The sequence below is a fragment of the Gemmiger gallinarum genome (assembly GCF_014982805.1).
GTDB lineage: Bacteria > Bacillota > Clostridia > Oscillospirales > Ruminococcaceae > Gemmiger > Gemmiger gallinarum.
Genome location: NZ_JADCKC010000003.1, coordinates 554,173 through 572,740 on the forward strand (window position 1 = coordinate 554,173; position 18,568 = coordinate 572,740).

Here is an 18,568-nt window from a genome sequence, read left to right on the forward strand (position 1 = left end):
TACCCGCATCATGCCTGGATATCCTGTTTCAGCAGGTCCATGAATTCCTCGCCGGTGATGGTCTCCTTCTCCAGCAGATAGGCTGCCAGACGGTCCAGGGCAGCACGGTTTTCGCTCAGGATCTTGTAGGCCTTGTCGTGGGCCTGCTTGATGGTGGTGCAGACCATCTCGTCCACACGGCCCGCCGTATCCCCCGCACAGGTCAGGGAGGTATCGCCGCCCAGGTACTGGTTCTGCACCGTCTCCAGGGCCATCATGCCGAACTCCTCGGTCATGCCGTAGCGGGTGATCATGGCCCGGGCCAGCTTGGTGGCCTGCTCAATGTCGTTGGAGGCACCGGTGGTCATCTGGTCCTCGCCGAAGACCAGTTCCTCGGCGCAGCGGCCGCCGGTGAGGGTGGCCAGCTTGTTGCGCAGTTCCACCCGGCTCATGAGCATCTTGTCGCCCTCGTCCACCTGCATGGTATAGCCCAGCGCCCCCGAAGTGCGGGGAATGATGGTGATCTTGGTCACCGGGGCGGAGTTGCTCTGCAGGGCTGCCACCAGGGCATGGCCAATCTCGTGGTAGGCCACGATGCGCTTCTCCTTGGGGGAGACAACGGCACTCTTGCGCTGGGCGCCCGCGATGACCGTCTCCACGCTCTCCTCCAGGTCAGACTGTTCCACCGCCGTGCGGTTCTGCCGGACGGCGCGCAGGGCGGCCTCGTTGATGATGTTGGCCAGCTCGGCACCGGAAGCTCCGGCCGTGGCCCGGGCAATGAGGGACCAGTCAATGTTGCCGGACAGCTTAACGTCCTTGGCGTGAACTTTCAGGATCGCCTCGCGGCCCTGCAGGTCGGGCAGCTCCACCGGCACCCGGCGGTCAAAGCGGCCGGGACGCAGAAGGGCCGGGTCCAGGCTTTCGGGGCGGTTGGTGGCAGCCAGCAGCACAACGCCCTTGCGGGCATCAAAGCCGTCCATCTCTGCCAGCAGCTGGTTGAGGGTCTGCTCCCGCTCGTCGTTGCCGGTGAGCCCGCCTGCATCCCGCTTTTTGCCGATGGCGTCGATCTCATCAATAAAAACGATGCAGGGCGCTTTTTCATTGGCCTGTTTGAACAGGTCGCGGACCTTGGCGGCGCCCATGCCCACAAACATCTCCACAAATTCCGAGCCGGACATGGAGAAGAAGGGCACCTTGGCCTCACCGGCCACCGCCTTGGCCAGCAGCGTCTTGCCGGTGCCCGGAGGGCCTACCAGCAGCACGCCCTTGGGCAGTTTGGCGCCGATACTGGCGTATTTTTCCGGGTCATGGAGAAAGTCCACAACCTCCAAAAGCGATTCCTTGGCCTCGTCCTGGCCCGCCACATCGGCAAAGGTGACACCGGTCTCGGCCTGTTCCACATAGATCTTGGCACCCGATTTGCCGAAGGCCATGGCATTGCCCATGCCCCCCATATTGCCCATCCGCTTGGTCATCCAGCGGGAAATCAGCTCGCCGATGAGCAGGAAGAACAAAATGGGCGCCACCCAGGAAACGATGAAGCTCAGAATAGGGTTGGCCTGGGTGGGAATTTCGGCGCTGAAGCTGATATCCGGATCGGATCGCAGCTGTTCCAGCAATCGCTGACCGTCATCGGGCCAGATACCGGTCTTATAGATGCCGATTTTATCGCTGTTGTCCGGCTGCTCGGCGGTGAACACCAGCTGTCCGGAGCTTTCCTCCAAAGCGACCTCCTGAACCAGGCCGTCGTCCACCATGGTCAGGAAGTCACTGTAGGCGACCTCCACCACCTTGGTTTCAAGCACTGAGGGGAAAAACAGGGCGTTGAGCAAAAGCACAACCACCATGGCAATGATATAGTAATAGATCAGTGGTTTTTTCGGGGGCTTGCGGTCCTTATCCTGGATCTCCTGCATAAGACATCCTCCTCATGGTAAGAAAGCGGCGAACGCCCGCGGCGCGGGAAATGGCGCTGCGGTGCTGCTTTGCAAGGATATGATACCAGACCAAATGCAAAGCCTCTGTGAACAAACGCTGAACGGTTTATAAACTTTTGCCGCGGCAACCGCAATGGGCCGGCTTTTTGGGTATTCTCCCGATTATAGTATACCCGTGCGCCGCGGCGGGCGTCTATGGACGGTTGCGGGATTTTGTCTCAATTTTCTCAAAAGATGCCGCGGATACTCAGGGCCATGAGCAGAATGCCGCCGTAATAAGTGACAAGATTGGCAATATGCAGGGCAGGCGTTTTCCCCTGCCGCCCGAAATAGAGAAAGAGCAGTATAAAATCCGATGTCCAGAACAGCGCCGCTCCTGCGCAGAGCAGAAAGGCAGCGGGCGTCCCCAGGGCAAGCGCCACCGACAAGCTCTGGGCCAGCAGGGTGCTGACCGCAAAGCAGTAACATACTCCAAAGGGCGCCAGCCTGCCCATATGGACAACATCCCGGTGCAGCAGCGCCGCCATGGAGGCTGCCGCAGCCGCAGGCAGCAGCAGCCAGGCCGGTGCGGCGGCGTGCAGATGCCACAGCCCGGCCAGAAAGCAGAGGTGCCCGCAGAAAAACACGCCGATGCCCCCTGCCATCCACGCCTGCCGTCCATACAGATTGTAAATGCCCAGGGCCACATCCCCGGCGGCACACAGGGCAAAGCCTGCCGCGAAGATCCTTACCCCGGCGGCACCGCTGCTTTGCAGGGCGCACAGCACCGCCAGCACGGTGAATGCAATGCCCGCCGCGGCCTTGGCTGCCGGATAGGCCCGCCGTCCCCGCAGGACAAGCACCCACACCGCCAGCGCCAGATATACCGCCGAAACCGCCAGCTCCATCTCACGACCTCCCTGCCGGGGCAGCGTTGCAAAGCGGCCCCGGATACGATATAATCAACAACAGTACAACATTTGTACCTTACGAAATTCACACTGGACGGCGATTTTGCCCGCAGTCCAGATTTAGTATAGCGGAAGCGCCCCGCGGCGGCAAGGGGCACAGAAGAAAGGCAGGTTTTTGGCATGAAAATCACCGTTGCCGGTACCGGGTATGTGGGCTTGTCCATCAGCGTGCTGCTGTCTCAGCACAACGAGGTGTGGGCCATGGACATTCTGCCCGCCAAGGCCAAGGCCATCAATGCCCGCCGCTCCCCCATCGCCGACCCTGAGATCGAGGACTATCTGGCCCACCGGGAGCTGGATCTCCACGCCACCACCGACGCAGCCCGGGCCTATCCCGGCGCCGATTTCATCGTCATTGCCACCCCCACCAACTACGACCCCGACAAGAACTACTTCGACACCTCCAGCGTGGAGGCTGTGCTGGACCTTGCCCGGCAGTATGCCCCCCAGGCCGCCGTCATCATCAAGTCCACCGTGCCGGTGGGCTACACTGCCCAGATCCGCGGCCGCTATCCCGGCCAGCAGATCCTGTTCAGCCCGGAATTCCTGCGGGAGGGCCATGCTCTCTATGACAACCTCTACCCCAGCCGCATCGTGGTGGGGTCCCCCGCCGGGGACAACGCCGCCCTGGCAAAGGCAAAACAGTTTGCCGGGCTGCTGGCAGAGGGCGCTGTCAAGGAGGACATCCCCACCCTCTTCCCCAGCCTGACCGAGGCGGAGGCCATCAAGCTGTTCGCCAACACCTACCTGGCCCTGCGGGTGGCCTTCTTCAACGAGCTGGACACCTACGCAGCCTCCCGCGGGCTGGACACCAGAGGCATCATTGAAGGGGTCTGCCTGGACCCCCGCATCGGCAGCCACTACAACAACCCCAGCTTCGGCTACGGCGGTTACTGTCTGCCCAAGGACACCAAGCAGCTGCTGGCCAACTACCGGGATGTGCCCCAGAACCTCATCCAGGCCATTGTGGATTCCAACCGCACCCGCAAGGACTTTATCGCCGAGGACGTGCTCTCCCGCCATCCCAGGGTGGTGGGCGTCTACCGCCTGACCATGAAGGCCGGCAGCGACAACTTCCGCCAGTCCAGCATCCAGGGCGTCATGAAGCGCATCAAGGGCAAGGGGGTGCCGGTGGTGGTCTACGAGCCCACCCTGCAGGCCGACGAATTCTACGGCAGCCGGGTGGAACACGATCTGGACGCCTTCAAGAAGGAATGCGACATCATCCTGACCAACCGCGCCGCCCCGGAACTGTCCGACGTGGCGGACAAGGTCTACACCCGGGACATCTATTCCCGGGACTGATCCGAATTTCACCGGTCCCGGCGGGGCAGACTTTTTTGGAACCGTACCCTGCGGGATTTCTTGCAACCATTTCACAATCTGCGGAGGAAAACTCTTATGACTCAAACCACTGATATTGTCGTCATCGGCGCGGGCATCGCGGGCATGACGGCAGCCGTTTACGCCGTGCGCGCCGGCAAGCGCGTGATCATGCTGGAGTGCGAGGCCTTCGGCGGGCAGATCTCCTCCTCCCCCCGGGTGGAAAACTATCCCGGCATTGCGGGCATCTCCGGCGCCGACCTGTCCGACGCCCTCTACAAACAGGCTTCCGACCTGGGTGTGGAGTTTGCCTTTGCCCAGGCCCAGTCCATCGCCCCCCAGGCCGACGGCGGCTTTGTGGTGGAGAGCGACGCGGGCCCCTACGCCTGCCGCAGCGTGATCCTGGCCTCCGGCGCCCATCACCGGGGCCTGGGCCTGCCCCGGGAGAAGGAGCTCACCGGCCATGGCGTGGCTTACTGCGCGGTGTGTGACGGCGCATTTTATCGTGACGGCAAGACCGCCGTTGTGGGCGGCGGCAGCGCAGCTTTGCAGAGCGCCGAGTATCTCTGCGGCGTCTGCAAAGAGGTGGTGCTCATCCACCGCCGGGACGAGTTCCGAGGCGAGGCCGCCCTGGCGAAGCGGGTCTGCGCCAACCCCAACCTGACCCTCATGCTGGACAGCAATGTGGTGGAATACCTGGGCGAGGACAAGCTCACCGGCATTGTGGTGGAGAACAAAAAGACCGGCGTCCGCACCGAAGTGGCGGTGGACGGGCTCTTCCTCTCGGTGGGCCAGCAGCCTGCCAACGAGCGGTTTGCTCCCCCGGTGGCGCTGGATGCCTCCGGCTATGTGCAGGCCGGGGAGGACTGCCGCACCAACGTGCCCGGCCTTTATGCCGCAGGCGACTGCCGCGCCAAGTCGGTGCGCCAGCTGACCACCGCCGCCGCCGACGGCACCGTGGCCGCTCTGGCCGCCTGCACCTGGGTGGACGAGCATCCCGCAGCCGAATAAGCCCCTATATATAAGCCCCCATATAGATAAAAATACGGCGGATGCCCGGGAAACTTGCTCCCGGCATCCGCCGTTTTCTTTGTATCGCTGTCACAATCGCTGTTACAGGATTCGCTTTGTCTTTTTCACCCGCAGGACGTTGTAGGTGCTGAGCATCCGGGTGCCGTACCAGATAAGTCCCAGAGAGAACAGTACAAACACACCGGCCCCCGCCACTCCCAGGGGAATCAGGTCGGGCAGGGCGGTCTGGGCAAACAGCAGCACCGTCTGGACGGCCAGCAGCACCGTCAGGATGGGGCGCAGCAGGCGATGTTTTGCGGTGTAGGTCTCGTCATTCCGCACCTGCTCCGCCGCCGTCAGAGTGACCCAGGCTCCGGCCAGCACCAGCCACAGGTCGGCGGCGCGCAGCACCGGACGCAGCCAGCCGCCGCCCTCCATGCTGCAGAGCAGCACTTCCATCACAAACTGACCGCAGTAGGCGGCCAGCCCCAACCGGCACCGGGCCCCCAGCAGGGCAGCCCCCAGCCCGGCCAGCACCGTCAGGGTGACCTCGGCGGTGGAGCTGGTGTCCTGCACCCCCAGCAACGCACGGCCGATGGCCGCAATGCCCAGCAAAAGAAAGCCCAGTGCCGGGCGGTTGTTTTTATCCATAAGGCAAGTCCTTTCTGCGCCGTTGCGGCAGGAAACAAAGCTGCAAAATTCTGTGAGGAAAGCGGCGTCTGCCGCCTTGCCGCGGTTTTGCCATGCTTTCCGGCTCTTGCAGGGCCTTCATCTCCTGATGTCACGGGCGCTTTCTGCAACGATCTCTTTTGTGATTGTAACACGCAGGACGGTTTGCTGCAATACAGGCGGATTTTTGGCTTGCATCGGCGGGGCAGGACTGCTACAATGAAAATTATGCAGCGGTCCCGGCGGCACATTCTCGATTTTCCGCCGTCCGCAGCCTGTGAGGGGGTTATGAATATGCAGTTTTCCAAACGTCTGGACCTGTTCGGGCCCGAGATTTTCGCCGCGCTCAATGACAAAAAAGTCGCGCTGGAACAGCAGGGCAAGGCTTTGTACAACCTTTCGGTGGGCACACCCGATTTTCCGCCTGCACCGCACATCAAACAGGCGCTCATTGACGCCGCCCAGTCGGACGAGAACTGGAAGTACAGCCTGCGGGATATTCCCGAAATGCTGGAGGCGGTCTGCGCCTACTACAAGCGCCGCTTTGGCGTGGAGGGCCTGACCCCCGACCAGGTCATGAGCTTTTCCGGCAGTCAGGACGGCATCGGCCATCTGGGCATGACTCTGTGCAACGACGGCGACCTGGTGCTTCTGCCCGATCCCTGCTACCCCGTCTTTATGACCGGGTCCCTTTTGGGCGGCGCTGAGCCCTGGTACTATCACCTGACCAAAGAGAACCACTTCCTGCCCGATGTCTCCGCCATTCCCGATGACGTGGCCGACCGGGCCAAGTACATGCTGGTCTCCCTGCCTGCCAACCCGGTGGGCAGCGTGGGCTCTCCTGAGCTCTACCGGGAGATCGTGGACTTCTGCCGCAAGCACGACATCCTGCTCATCCACGACAACGCCTACAGCGACATCATCTTTGACGGCAAGGTGGGCGGCAGCGTCTTCAACACCCCGGGAGCCGAGGAGGTTGCCGTGGAATTCTTCAGCCTGAGCAAGAGCTTTAACGTCACCGGCGCCCGCATCAGCTTTCTGGTGGGCCGCCGGGATGTGGTGGCCGCCTGCAAAAAGCTGCGCACCCAGATCGACTTCGGCATGTTCCTGCCCATCCAGAAGGCAGCCATTGCCGCCCTCACCGGCCCCCTGGACGGCGTCAGGGCCCAGTGTGCCGAGTATCAGCGCCGCCGGGACGCTCTCTGCGGCGGGCTGCGGGGCATCGGCTGGGATGTGCCCGACAGCCACGGCAGCATGTTCGTCTGGGCGCCCCTGCCCGGCGGCTACACCAACAGCATGACCTTCTGCATGGACCTCATCGAGAAGGCCGGGGTCATCTGCACCCCGGGTTCCAGCTTCGGGCCTTCCGGCGAAGGCTACGTCCGTTTTGCCCTCACCATGCCGGTGGAGCGCATCCAGGCCGCCGTGAGCGCCATTGCCGCCAGCGGCATTCTGGGCTGAGAGAGGCGGGAATCCCTATGCCCATTCCCGGCATTCAACAGCCCGACATTCTTACAATAGATACCACCCTGCGCTTGAAAAAGGTGGGGAACAGGTTTGACTTTGCCCTGCCCTGGTACCAGGACCCCGAGACTCTGATGCTGGTGGACGGAAAGACCGACCCTTACGATATGCCCCACCTCGCAGAAATGTATCGCTATCTGGAACAGCACGGCGAGCTTTACTGGATCGAGCTACGCACTCCTGACGGCACCTTTGAACCGGTGGGCGATGTAACGCTGTGGCCGGAGGACCTTCCCATCGTCATCGGGCGCAAAGATCTCCGCGGTCAAGGGATCGGCCGCCGCACCGTCGCGGCGCTGATGGAGCGGGCCCGCTGCCTTGGATGGCGGGAATTGTATGTGAACGAAATCTATTCCTTCAACACCGCTTCCCGCGCCCTGTTTGAAGGGTTGGGTTTTGTACCCTGTGCCCGGACGCCCCGGGGCGCGCGGTATCGATGTCCGCTGGACTGACATCCTTTTGACAGCCTCAGGGCCCGGTGTCGGCCCTGCCGGAGCCTGTGAGCATGCCGGCCGCCATCACCGGGATCTCCGAAAGAGCCCTGTGAGGCCGTATTGCCTGTAAAATCCATACCAGTTTTGCCGAAAAATCTTCCGGTTTTGTCCGGCTTATGGAAAAGCATCCTGCGACATGGTATTGTCGAAGAGGGAGGGGAAAATCCCCTTCCTCATTTTTGTTTTATAAGGAGGATGTTTCCATGAAGCGCATTGCCATTTCCCTGCTGGCTGCCGCTTTGGCGGTCTCCCTCACCGCCTGCGGAGGGCCAAAACTGTCGGACAGCGACCTGATGGACATTGCCCAGCAGCAGGTGTCCTACGACCGGGAAGGTCTGGAAGTGACCGCCGTGAAGCTGGTCAGCAGCACTGAGGGCAAGGATAACTGCAGCGACGTGGTGGTCACCGTAACTTCGGAGACGGACTACGTCACCTACGAGGACCAGTACACCCTGACGCTGAAATACGATGAGGACAGCAAGCAGTGGAGAAATGCTTCCGGTGATGATGTCCAGCGGACCACGCTGCGTGCGGAAGCCAAAACCATTCCGGACAGTGACTCCCTGGCCGATATTATTTATGAGAATCAGCAGGACGGCTACGGCCAGCTGGAAATCGAGACCGACGACGATACATATCGCAGCCGCATTATGCCTTTTGATTACACGGTGGGTGAGCCGGTTTCGGGAGTCAGTGAGAATGGGTCGGCCATTCTGACCGTGCCCCTGCAGGTGGAGGGCTGCCGCTTCGGCTGGCTGATCTTCCACGGCACCATGGAGGCCGAACTGGGCATCTGGCCCGACACCGGCAAATGGCAGCTGCACAGCGTGGAACCCTCGGACGGTTTCTCGGTGAGCTCGGTGCTGGACGGCCGCAGCTATACCAGCGATGTCTATGACCGGACCGGCCCCTTCCAGGATTACCCCCGGCAATACACCGATACCATCCACTTCGGCACCTTTGACTGGGAAACCCAGAGCTTCCCCGGCACCACCATCACCACCAACAACCTGACCGAAAATACCGAGGAGACCGAAGAAGTAGACTGCTATCTGTCGGAAAATACCATGGCGAAAGACAGCAATCTGAGCCTGCACCTCTCCACCTGGTCTTTCTACGCGGAGCTTCCCCAGGATGACGCCGACCCGCTGGATGGGAACAGCTCCTATCTGGGTGACTGGCACTTCACCCTCCAGTAAGGATGTTTTGGCAGGCCTACGGCTTAGCCAGGAGCCTTGCTGCCCGGGCTGAGGCCTGAAAGTTTCCACAATTCCACCAAAACAGCACCCCCGCCGGAGCCGCAAGGCATCCCGGCCGGGGTGCTGTTTTCGCATTCTGCCCAAAATCGCCGCATAGAATTTGTGAACAATTTTAAAATTCTTGGGTTTGCCTCTTGCATCTGGAACAGGACGGGGTATAATGTTGCATACAGCAGATATTTAACATCCGTTAAGTTTTACCATTTGTTAAGTATCTACCCAAGGAAAGGTGGTGGAACCATGGAATCGGATCATGCCCTGAGCGATCTGGTCCAGCTGTTCTGGCAGATCCGCAAGACGGTACAGCTGAGCATCCAGCAGGCGGACCCCGACTGTCCCCGCACTGAGCTGGCCATGCTGGAGCGGCTGCATTACATCATCCGGTGCAGCGGTCACGACGGCGCCGTGCCGGTGTCGGCCCTGCCTGAGCATCTGCGCATGCTGGCCCCCGCCGTCTCCCGCACCCTGCGCCAGCTGGAGGAAAAGGGGCTGGTGGAGCGTATCCCCGACCCTCACGATCACCGCAAGGCACTGGTGCGGCTGACGGAAAAGGGCGAACACATCCGCCTGAAGGCTGAGGACCGCATGCGGGAATACATGCACCGGGTCATTGACCGTGTGGGGGAGGAAACCTTCGCCCGCATGCTGGACGATCTTTCCACCTGGGAGCAGGCCATGCAGGCCGAACTCAAGAGGGAAGAATGACCCTTATGCATCACCGTCCCACCCTTTTTCACCAAACATCAAGCCCCGACTTGCAAGGAGGATTGTCCCATGCTCAATATTTTCCGTAATCTGGGCAAACACTGGGTCGCCTGCCTGGCTGTGGTGGCGCTGCTCATCGTACAGGCAAGCTGTGACCTTGCCCTGCCGGGCTACACGTCGAACATCGTCGACGTGGGCATCCAGCAGGGCGGCGTGGACAGCGCCCTGCCCGACACTCTGCGCGACACCACGCTCCAGGCCCTCAAGATCCTGATGTCCGACGAGGAGGCCGCGGCCCTGGAAGCCGCCTACGCCCCCGCCGATGAAAACGGCGTCCGCGCTCTGCTGGACACCGCCGACACCGAGACCCTGGCTTCCAGCCTGACCATGCCCGATGTGGCCCTGTATATGGCCGCTGCAGCCCAGTCGGCCCAGCGTCAGGGGGTGGACACCGCTCTGCCCGAGCCCCAGGACCTGGACACCGCTGCCGCCATGGTGAGCACGGCTGCCGCCCAGCCCGGTTTTGACCATCAGGCCATGCTGGACCAGATGGCTTCCGCCCAGGCAAGCCTCGCCCCCGATACCGAGAGCACTCTGGCCTCCCAGGCGGTGCAGCTGGTCCGTCTGGAATACCAGGCCCAGGGCATCGACGGCGATGTGCAGATGTCCTATCTGCTCTCCACCGGCGGGCAGATGCTTCTGTACAGCCTGCTCATGGTGGCTGCCGCCGTGTCGGTGGGCTTCATTGCATCCCGGGTATCCGCTGCCATTGGCCGGGATCTGCGCCGCCAGGTGTTCAACAAGGTGGTCTCCTTCTCCAATGCGGAGACCGACCGCTTCTCCACCGCCTCCCTCATCACCCGCACCACCAACGACATCCAGCAGGTGCAGCAGACCTCCGTCATGCTGCTGCGCATCGTGGCCTATGCTCCCATTCTGGGCATCGGCGGCATCGTCCGGGTGGCGGGCACCGCTACCGGCCTGTCCTGGATCATCGTGCTGGCTGTGGCTCTGCTCATGAGCATCGTCTTTGTGCTGATGCAGGTGGCTCTGCCCAAGTTCAAGCTTATGCAGACCCTGGTGGACCGCCTCAATCTGGTCAGCCGGGAGATCCTCACCGGCATCATGCCCATCCGCGCCTTCTCCCGGGAGAAGTACGAGGAGGAACGCTTTGACGTGGCCAGCAAGGATCTCATGCGCACCCAGCTGTTCACCAACCGGGTCATGACCTTCATGATGCCCGCCATGATGCTCATCATGAACGGCACCACCCTGCTCATCGTCTGGTTCGGCGGCCACGCCATGGCCGAAAGCGGCATGCAGATCGGTGACCTCATCGCTTTCATCACCTACACCATGCAGATCGTCATGTCCTTCCTCATGCTCACGGTCATCTCCATCATGCTGCCCCGTGCGGGCGTGGCCGCCGACCGTATCGAGGAAGTGCTGCGCACCGAGCCGGTCATTGAGGACCCCAAACCCGAAGCTCTGCCTGCCGGGCTGGACCACAAGGACTGGAAGGGCGTCGTCCGCTTTGATCATGTCCACTTCCGCTACCCCGGCGCCGACGAGGACGCCCTGACCGACATCGACTTTACCGCCGAGCCGGGCAAAACCACCGCCATCATCGGTGCCACCGGCTGCGGCAAGTCCACCCTGCTCAACCTGATCCCCCGCTTCTACGATGCCACCGAGGGCAGCGTGACGCTGGACGGCGTGAACATCCGCGACATTCCCCAGCAGACGCTGCGGGCCCAGCTGGGCTATGTGCCCCAGAAAGGCGTGCTCTTCTCCGGCACCATTGAAAGCAACCTGAAATTCGGCGGCAGCTTCATCACCGACGACGACATGCACCAGGCCGCCGACATCGCCCAGGCCACCGACTTCATCACTGCCAAGTCCGAGGGTTTTGCAAGCCCCATCGCCCAGGGCGGCACCAACGTTTCCGGCGGCCAGAAGCAGCGCCTGTCCATCGCCCGGGCCATTGCCAAGGCGCCCAAGGTCTATCTGTTTGACGACAGCTTCTCGGCTCTCGACTACAAGACCGACGTGGCCCTGCGCCGGGCCCTGCGGGAAAAGACCGGCGACGCCACCGTCATCATTGTAGCCCAGCGCATCTCCACCGTACTCCACGCCGACCAGATTCTGGTATTGGACGAGGGCCGCATCGTCGGCCGCGGCCGCCACAGCGAACTGATGGAGACCTGCCCCGAGTACCAGGAGATCGCAAAGAGTCAGCTGAGCCAGAAAGAACTCGGCCTCAATTCCACCGAAGGGGGTGTATCCTGATGGCAGAACCTGTAAGACGCGGACCCATGGGCGGCCGTCACGGCCCCGGCGCCGTGGAAAAGCCCAAGGACCTGACCGGTACCCTGCGGCGCCTTTTGAACGCCCTGGGCAAATACCGCATGGCCTTCTTTGCCGTGCTGGTGTTTGCGGCCCTGTCCACAATTTTCAACATTGCGGGCCCCAAGATCCTGGCCAAGGCCACCACCGCCCTGGCTACCGGCTGGTATGCCATGATCACCGGCACCGGCAGCATCGACTTCGGCTACATCGGCAGGATTCTGCTGATCCTGCTAGGCATGTATCTTTTGTCCGCCGGGTTCAGCTTTGTGCAGGGCTGGCTGATGAGCGGCATGTCCCAGCGGCTGTGCTACGACTTCCGCCGCCAGATCTCCGAAAAGATCAACCGCCTGCCCCTCTCCTACTTTGAAAAGCGCACGGTGGGCGAGGTTTTGAGCCGCATCACCAACGACATCGATACCCTGGGCCAGAGCCTGAACCAGAGTGTCACCCAGCTCATCACCAGCATCACCACCATGATCGGCGTGCTCATCATGATGCTGTCCATCAGCCCCCAGATGACCCTCATCGCCATCCTGATCCTGCCGGTGTCTGTGATTCTGGTGCTGCTGGTGGTCCGGTTCAGCCAGCGGTACTTCAAGGACCAGCAGAACTATCTGGGCGTGGTCAACGGCCAGGTGGAAGAGATTTACTCCGGCCACAACGTGGTCAAGGCCTTCAACCGGGAAGAGGCCGTGCTGGAGGACTTCGGCAAGGCCAACAACAGGCTGTTCGAGTCCGCCTGGAAAAGCCAGTTCCTCTCGGGCCTGATGATGCCCGTCATGACCTTTGTGGGCAATCTGGGCTATGTGGCGGTGGCCGTGGTAGGCAGCATCTTTGCCGCCCGGGGCATCATCACCATCGGCGACATCCAGGCTTTCATCCAGTACGTCAAGAACTTCACCCAGCCCATCCAGCAGCTGGCCCAGGTGTCCAACATGCTCCAGAGCATGGCCGCCGCGGCCGAGCGCGTCTTTGAGTTTTTGGGCGAGGAGGAGGAAGACCAGAAGGCCGACCCCGCCCGCCGTGCCGACCCCGCCATCATCGACGGCACCGTCCGCTTCGATCACGTCAAGTTCGGCTACACCCCCGACAAGACCATCATCCACGACTTTACCTGCGACGTGAAGCCCGGCCAGAAGGTGGCCATCGTGGGTCCCACCGGCGCCGGCAAGACCACCATGGTCAAGCTGCTCATGCGCTTCTACGACGTGGATTCCGGCGCCATTCTGCTCAACGGCCACAACGTCAGGGACTTTGACCGCAGCGCCCTGCGGGAGGGCTTCGGTATGGTATTGCAGGACACCTGGCTGTTCAAGGGCACCATCATGGAGAACATCCGCTACGGCCGTCTGGACGCCACCGACGAGGAGGTCATCGCCGCGGCCAAGGCCGCCCATGCCGACCACTTTATCCGCACCCTGCCCGGCGGCTATCAGATGGAGCTCAACGAGGACGCCTCCAACGTCAGCCAGGGCCAGAAGCAGCTGCTGACCATCGCCCGGGCCATTCTGGCCGACAACCGCATCCTGATCCTGGACGAGGCCACCAGCTCGGTGGACACCCGCACCGAGCAGCGCATCCAGAAGGCCATGGACAACCTGATGCGGGGCCGCACCAGCTTTGTCATCGCCCACCGGCTGTCCACCATCAAGGACGCCGACCTCATTCTGGTCATGCGGGACGGCGACATTGTGGAGCAGGGCACCCACGACGAACTGCTGGCCCAGGGCGGCTTCTACGCCGATCTGTACAACAGCCAGTTCGAGGACGTTACTGCCTGATTTCTTTTCTTCCTTCGTTCCCCGGATCTGCCCCGGCAGGCCCGGGGATTTTTGCGGGGATCTGTCTCCGCCGGTTCGACAGCCTTTGACATCCCGGGAGGGCTGCTGTATACTGTTTGCCGGGAAAGTATGCGGCCGCCTCGGGACGCGGCCGCGACGGTGCGGGGGCCGTTTTTCCTCCGCAAAAGCGGAACTGTACGGGAAAGTCAGGGCTTTGCCGTTGAAGCATTCAAGCCCGGGTATCCTTGTGCGGAGCCGCAAAACAAGGAGGGGTCTATATATGAACGGCTATTCTATCTCTCTGCCCGCACCCCGGCGGGAGGAGGCACGGTTTGCCGCCCTGGCTGTCAACGCCGGATTTGCGGGGTCTTTCGGCAGCGTGTACTGCTCTCATGTGTTTGCCAACGCCCAGACCGGCAACATCATCAGCCTGGCGTCCGAGATCCACAGCGGCGACTGGGCGGGCGTCTGGTCCCGCACCGCTGCCGTGGGACTGTTTATCCTGGGCATCTACCTGTCCATCCGCCTGCCCTACCTCTGGTTCGGCGGCGACCAGCGGCGGTGGAAGCGCTGCTGTCTGCTCATTGAGACAGCCTGCTTCCTGCTGCAGGGCCTTCTGCCCTTTGAGCAGCTGTCCGCCATCTCCCCCGCCATGTACCTGTGGCCGGTGTTCTTTGCCTCGGCTTTGCAGTACAACACCTTCACGGCGCTGCACGGCGTGCCGGTGTCCACCCTGTTCACCACCAACAACCTCCGCCAGATGACGCTGCACGCCACCATCTGGCGCCAGAAATGCCGCGGCCTCACCCCCGCCTCCCAGGAGGAGGCCCGCCAGGAACGCCGCATCACCCTCATCTACATCGCGGTGTTCATCGCCTTCTTCGGGGGCATTCTGGGCGGCGTTTACCTCACCTATCTCATGGAGACCCGCCTCATGTTCCTGTGCGCCGCCATCCTCTTTGTGGTGTGGATCTGGCAGCGGTGGGATGACCGCCATACCGCCGACTGACCCGGTATCACGGGCAACCATTCAACAGAAAAAGGTTCCCTCTTTCCTGCCGTCCAAAGGGACGCGGAAGAGAGGGAGCCTTCTTTTTTCAGCCAAGGAAAACGTCCAGCATCATCATGACCAGAAAGCCGGTCAGGACGCTGAGGGTACCGGTGTTGGAGTGTTCCCCCAGGCGCGCCTCGGGGATGAGTTCCTCCACCACCACATAGAGCATGGCGCCGGCGGCAAAGGCCAGCAGCCAGGGCATAACGGTCACCGACTGGCCCGCCGCCAGCACAATGAGCAGGCCGAATACCGGCTCCACCACACCGGACAGGGCACCGCAGACAAAGGCCTTGCCGTTGCCCACCCCCTGGGCCTTGAGGGGCAGAGATACCGCCGCGCCCTCGGGGAAGTTCTGCAGGGCCATGCCCAGAGCCAGGGCCACCGCACCGGCCAGCGCCCCCTGGGAGGGGTCCGCTGCCGCCACCGAGAAGGTCAGACCCACGGCCATGCCCTCGGGGATATTGTGCAGCGTAACGGCCAGCACGATCATGGTGGTGCGCTTGAGCCGGGCGGGCAGGCCTTCCGGCTCGTCGCTGCCCATGTGCAGGTGGGGCATCAGCCGGTCAAGAAGCAGCAGGAACGCCACTCCCGCGGCAAAGCCTACAAAGACGGGCACCCCCACCGCCAGGGCCCGGGGTGTGCCGGGGGCAGCCTGCTCTTCGGCCATCTCCATGGCCGGGATGAGCAGGCTCCACACCGAAGCCGCCACCATGACGCCTGCGGCAAAGCCGAGGAACAGCTTCTGGGTCAGCGCACCCATCTCTTTTTTGAAGAAAAATACCATGGCGGCGCCCAGGACAGTGGCCAGGCAGGTAAAGCCGGTGCCCAGGGCCGCGTACAACAATTCTTTTTGCAGCATGAGGTCTCCTTTTGAGTCGGTCGAAGGGTCCGAGGTCGGGAAAAGGGGTTGCCCCGTCGGTGCCTGGTCAGAACAAAGGCGCCATGGTGCGCAGCACCGCCGACAGCAGGGTGCCGAAAAAGCTGTTGCGGCACTCGTTGAGGGTGATGGCCCGGCAGTGGGATTCCAGCTCGATCATGTCGGCACGGATATCCGCCAGGGCGCGGCAGCCATACAGCAGCGTGCTGCACTCAAAATGCAGGTAAAGGCTGCGGTAATCCAGGTTGACGGTGCCCACTGCGGCAATGCGGTCGTCGCACAGCCAGGTCTTGCTGTGGAGAAAGCCCGGGGTATAGCTGAAGATGCGAACCCCCGCCTGCAGCAGCGGCGGAAAGTAACTGCGGGTCAGCTGGTAGGTCATCTTTTTGTCGGGGATACCGGGAGTGTAGATGCGCACGTCCACTCCCCGCTTGGCCGCCAGGCAGAGAGCGGTCAGGATCTCGTTGCTCAGGATCAGGTAGGGCGTGGTGATGAACAGGCTGTACCGCGCCTGATTGATGAGCTCCAGATAGACGTTCTGGGAGACGTTCTCCCGGTCCACCGGGCTGTCGGCAAAGGGCTGGACCATGCCGTCCGCCACAAAGGGAGCAGGACGGTGACGCTCCGGCCGGAAATGTTCAAACTCCCGGTCGGTGGGGCGGATGGCGTTCCAGAATTCCAGGAACATGATGGTAAAGCTCCAGGCCCCATCTCCCCGCAGGCGGATGGCCGTGTCCCGCCAGTGACCGAAGCGTTCCAGCTTGTTGATGTATTCGTCCGCAATGTTGGCCCCGCCCGAAAAGGCAATGTAGCCGTCGATAACCATGATCTTGCGGTGATCCCGGTTGTTCATGACCAGGTTGAGCACCGGAACAAAGGGGTTGAAGGGCAGGCAGTGAATGCCTTCCTCCTCCAGTTTGCTCCAATAGCCCATGGGCAGCACGCTGACACTGCCCACGTCGTCATAGATGACCCGGACATCCACCCCTTGGGCCGCCTTGCGCCGGAGGATCTCGTGGATCTGGTCCCACATGGTGCCCAGGCCGATGATAAAGTATTCAATAAAGATGAAGTGCTCGGCGCTTTCCAGGGCGGGGAGCATATCGGCAAACATGTCGTCGCCCAGGGGATAATACCTGACCTCGGTGTCTGAGAATACCGGATACCGGCCCTGACGGCTGAGATACCGGGCGGTCAGTGCCCCCCGGGAATCGGTTTGCCTGAGATGCTCCATAGGTTCCGGCTCCTGGGCCAGCAGCGGATGGATGCGGGCCGCCGCCCGGTCCAGTTTGCGCCGCAGCCGGAAAGCCGGCCGCTTGTTGCCCCAAAGCAGATACAAAATACCGCCCTGCACCGGCATGAGCAGAAACAGTGCCATCCAGCTGATTTTGAACTCCGGTTCAATGGAATCCACCCGGATCAGCAGCAGGCACATCATCACACTGAAAGCGGTACACAGGCCGTTGATCCAGGGCATATAGTCGGTGAGGCGCAGAAAGAGAAACGCCATCCACACCGCCTGACTGAGAATCAGAAGTCCCGTCAGGACAAGACGGCTGAACACAGCACTGTAAACCCGTTTGAAAATACGGTTGATCTTGCGCAAGAAGTACTCCTTTCCCGTTTGACCGGCATGGTCGGAACCCGGTTGTTGCGGCCCCGGGCCGGCACAAAAATAATATCCCTACTGTATCACTATGCGGCGAAAATTGCAAGACGGCGTCGAAAAACCGCTTTCTGCCGGGTACCGTCCGCTCTGTCCCCGCGCCCCATGGAATCCGGAAGACCGACAGCCCTCCACCGGAAAAGGCAGTGAAAATGTGCCCTCTTTCCGCAGCCAAAAGCAGAGTAACCTTCTGCAAATTTCATCATTTCATCCGTCTGCCAGCCACGCAAAAAGTACTTTTTCGAGAATCAACAGTATATTTTTATCGTTTAATCGTATTATTTTTAATATTTTAGCACTCTGCCTGTTCAAGTGCTAAAGTTTCACAATTTGATAATACTTTATTCATAATTGAGAGGTATCCTATAGTTGTTGAAAGGGAAAGCCCCTGAGACAAAAACAAAACACACTTACACGTGACCGGCGCCAAAGCGCCGTTTTGAAAAGGAGATATGACTTATGGCACTTCTGATGGATCGTCGTTACAATCCCTTCCGTGATTTTGAGGACATCAACCGTGCGTTCTTCGGTGACAATTCTCTGGCCGAGTTCAAGACCGATATCCGGGACGTGGGCGATGGCTTTGTGCTGGAGGCCGACCTGCCCGGCTTCAAGAAAGAGGACATCAAGCTGTCCCTGAACGGTGACACGCTGACCATCAAGGCAGAGCGTCACAGCGACTTTGAGGATCAGGACAAGAAGTCCGGATACCTGCGCTGCGAGCGGAGCTACGGTTCCTACAGCCGCAGCTTTGATGTGACCGGCGTGGATGTCAGCCAGATCTCGGCCAGCTACAACGACGGTGTGCTGCGTATCCGCCTGCCCAAGCAGGCGCCGAAACAGCCTGACGCCCGCACCATTGTTATTGAGTAACGGATTTCCGGCTTTTGAATCCAAAAGGTGAATGACCGCGGAGAAAGTTCCGCGTCCCATACCGGGGAAGGCCCGGATGCTCAGCTGAGCATCCGGGCCTTCCCCTTTACTGTTTCA

Annotated in this window: 15 protein-coding genes; 10 read left to right on the forward strand and 5 right to left on the reverse strand. The window is 61.3% G+C overall.

Going from position 1 to position 18,568, the window contains the following annotated elements:
- Positions 1 to 8: 8 nt before the first annotated feature.
- Together ftsH and INF35_RS11770 are read right to left on the reverse strand one after the other, a co-directional pair.
- Positions 9 to 1,895 (reverse strand): ATP-dependent zinc metalloprotease FtsH, encoded by a 1,887-nt coding sequence (ftsH, locus tag INF35_RS11765; protein WP_193502651.1) that lies wholly within the window; start codon positions 1,893 to 1,895, stop codon positions 9 to 11.
- A gap of 248 nt (positions 1,896 to 2,143) precedes the next feature.
- Positions 2,144 to 2,803, reverse strand: a complete 660-nt coding sequence (locus tag INF35_RS11770; protein WP_193502653.1) for a lysoplasmalogenase family protein — start codon at positions 2,801 to 2,803, stop codon at positions 2,144 to 2,146.
- Positions 2,804 to 2,986: 183 nt separating this feature from the next.
- On the opposite strand from INF35_RS11770, the gene INF35_RS11775 reads away from it, so the two are divergent.
- Both INF35_RS11775 and INF35_RS11780 read left to right on the forward strand, forming a co-directional pair.
- Positions 2,987 to 4,171 (forward strand): nucleotide sugar dehydrogenase, encoded by a 1,185-nt coding sequence (locus INF35_RS11775; protein ID WP_193502655.1) that lies wholly within the window; start codon positions 2,987 to 2,989, stop codon positions 4,169 to 4,171.
- Between the two features lie 96 nt (positions 4,172 to 4,267).
- Complete coding sequence (locus tag INF35_RS11780; RefSeq protein ID WP_193502657.1) at positions 4,268 to 5,200, forward strand: NAD(P)/FAD-dependent oxidoreductase; 933 nt, start codon at positions 4,268 to 4,270, stop codon at positions 5,198 to 5,200.
- A 102-nt stretch (positions 5,201 to 5,302) separates the two neighbouring features.
- On the opposite strand, the gene INF35_RS11785 is transcribed toward INF35_RS11780, so the two are convergent.
- Positions 5,303 to 5,851: a hypothetical protein gene (locus tag INF35_RS11785; protein WP_193502659.1), complete on the reverse strand. Its 549-nt coding sequence runs from the start codon at positions 5,849 to 5,851 to the stop codon at positions 5,303 to 5,305.
- A 306-nt stretch (positions 5,852 to 6,157) separates the two neighbouring features.
- Here INF35_RS11785 and INF35_RS11790 point away from each other — a divergent pair, with 306 nt between their 5' ends.
- From INF35_RS11790 to INF35_RS11820, 7 genes are all read left to right on the forward strand, one after another.
- Complete coding sequence (locus INF35_RS11790) at positions 6,158 to 7,330, forward strand: pyridoxal phosphate-dependent aminotransferase (protein ID WP_407925642.1); 1,173 nt, start codon at positions 6,158 to 6,160, stop codon at positions 7,328 to 7,330.
- A gap of 17 nt (positions 7,331 to 7,347) precedes the next feature.
- Positions 7,348 to 7,845, forward strand: a complete 498-nt coding sequence (locus tag INF35_RS11795) for a GNAT family N-acetyltransferase (RefSeq protein ID WP_193502663.1) — start codon at positions 7,348 to 7,350, stop codon at positions 7,843 to 7,845.
- A 245-nt stretch (positions 7,846 to 8,090) separates the two neighbouring features.
- Positions 8,091 to 9,086: a hypothetical protein gene (locus INF35_RS11800; RefSeq protein ID WP_193502665.1), complete on the forward strand. Its 996-nt coding sequence runs from the start codon at positions 8,091 to 8,093 to the stop codon at positions 9,084 to 9,086.
- A gap of 300 nt (positions 9,087 to 9,386) precedes the next feature.
- Complete coding sequence (locus INF35_RS11805; protein WP_193502667.1) at positions 9,387 to 9,851, forward strand: MarR family winged helix-turn-helix transcriptional regulator; 465 nt, start codon at positions 9,387 to 9,389, stop codon at positions 9,849 to 9,851.
- A 69-nt stretch (positions 9,852 to 9,920) separates the two neighbouring features.
- The gene (locus INF35_RS11810; RefSeq protein WP_193502669.1) at positions 9,921 to 12,140 is read left to right on the forward strand and encodes an ABC transporter ATP-binding protein; all 2,220 of its coding nucleotides are present in this window, start codon (positions 9,921 to 9,923) and stop codon (positions 12,138 to 12,140) included.
- A 26-nt stretch (positions 12,141 to 12,166) separates the two neighbouring features.
- Positions 12,167 to 13,981, forward strand: a complete 1,815-nt coding sequence (locus INF35_RS11815) for an ABC transporter ATP-binding protein (protein WP_235983238.1) — start codon at positions 12,167 to 12,169, stop codon at positions 13,979 to 13,981.
- Between the two features lie 280 nt (positions 13,982 to 14,261).
- Positions 14,262 to 14,990, forward strand: a complete 729-nt coding sequence (locus INF35_RS11820) for a YoaK family protein (protein WP_193502673.1) — start codon at positions 14,262 to 14,264, stop codon at positions 14,988 to 14,990.
- Between the two features lie 88 nt (positions 14,991 to 15,078).
- On the opposite strand, the gene INF35_RS11825 is transcribed toward INF35_RS11820, so the two are convergent.
- Positions 15,079 to 15,894 carry a ZIP family metal transporter gene (locus tag INF35_RS11825; protein ID WP_193502675.1) on the reverse strand — a complete coding sequence of 272 codons (816 nt, stop codon included), beginning with the start codon at positions 15,892 to 15,894 and terminating at the stop codon, positions 15,079 to 15,081.
- A gap of 67 nt (positions 15,895 to 15,961) precedes the next feature.
- The gene (gene cls / locus INF35_RS11830; RefSeq protein ID WP_235983215.1) at positions 15,962 to 17,518 is read right to left on the reverse strand and encodes a cardiolipin synthase; all 1,557 of its coding nucleotides are present in this window, start codon (positions 17,516 to 17,518) and stop codon (positions 15,962 to 15,964) included.
- A 519-nt stretch (positions 17,519 to 18,037) separates the two neighbouring features.
- On the opposite strand from cls, the gene INF35_RS11835 reads away from it, so the two are divergent.
- A complete protein-coding gene (locus tag INF35_RS11835) occupies positions 18,038 to 18,451 on the forward strand; it encodes an Hsp20/alpha crystallin family protein (RefSeq protein WP_193502677.1) in 414 nt (137 codons plus the stop codon).
- The last annotated feature ends 117 nt before the right edge of the window (positions 18,452 to 18,568 follow it).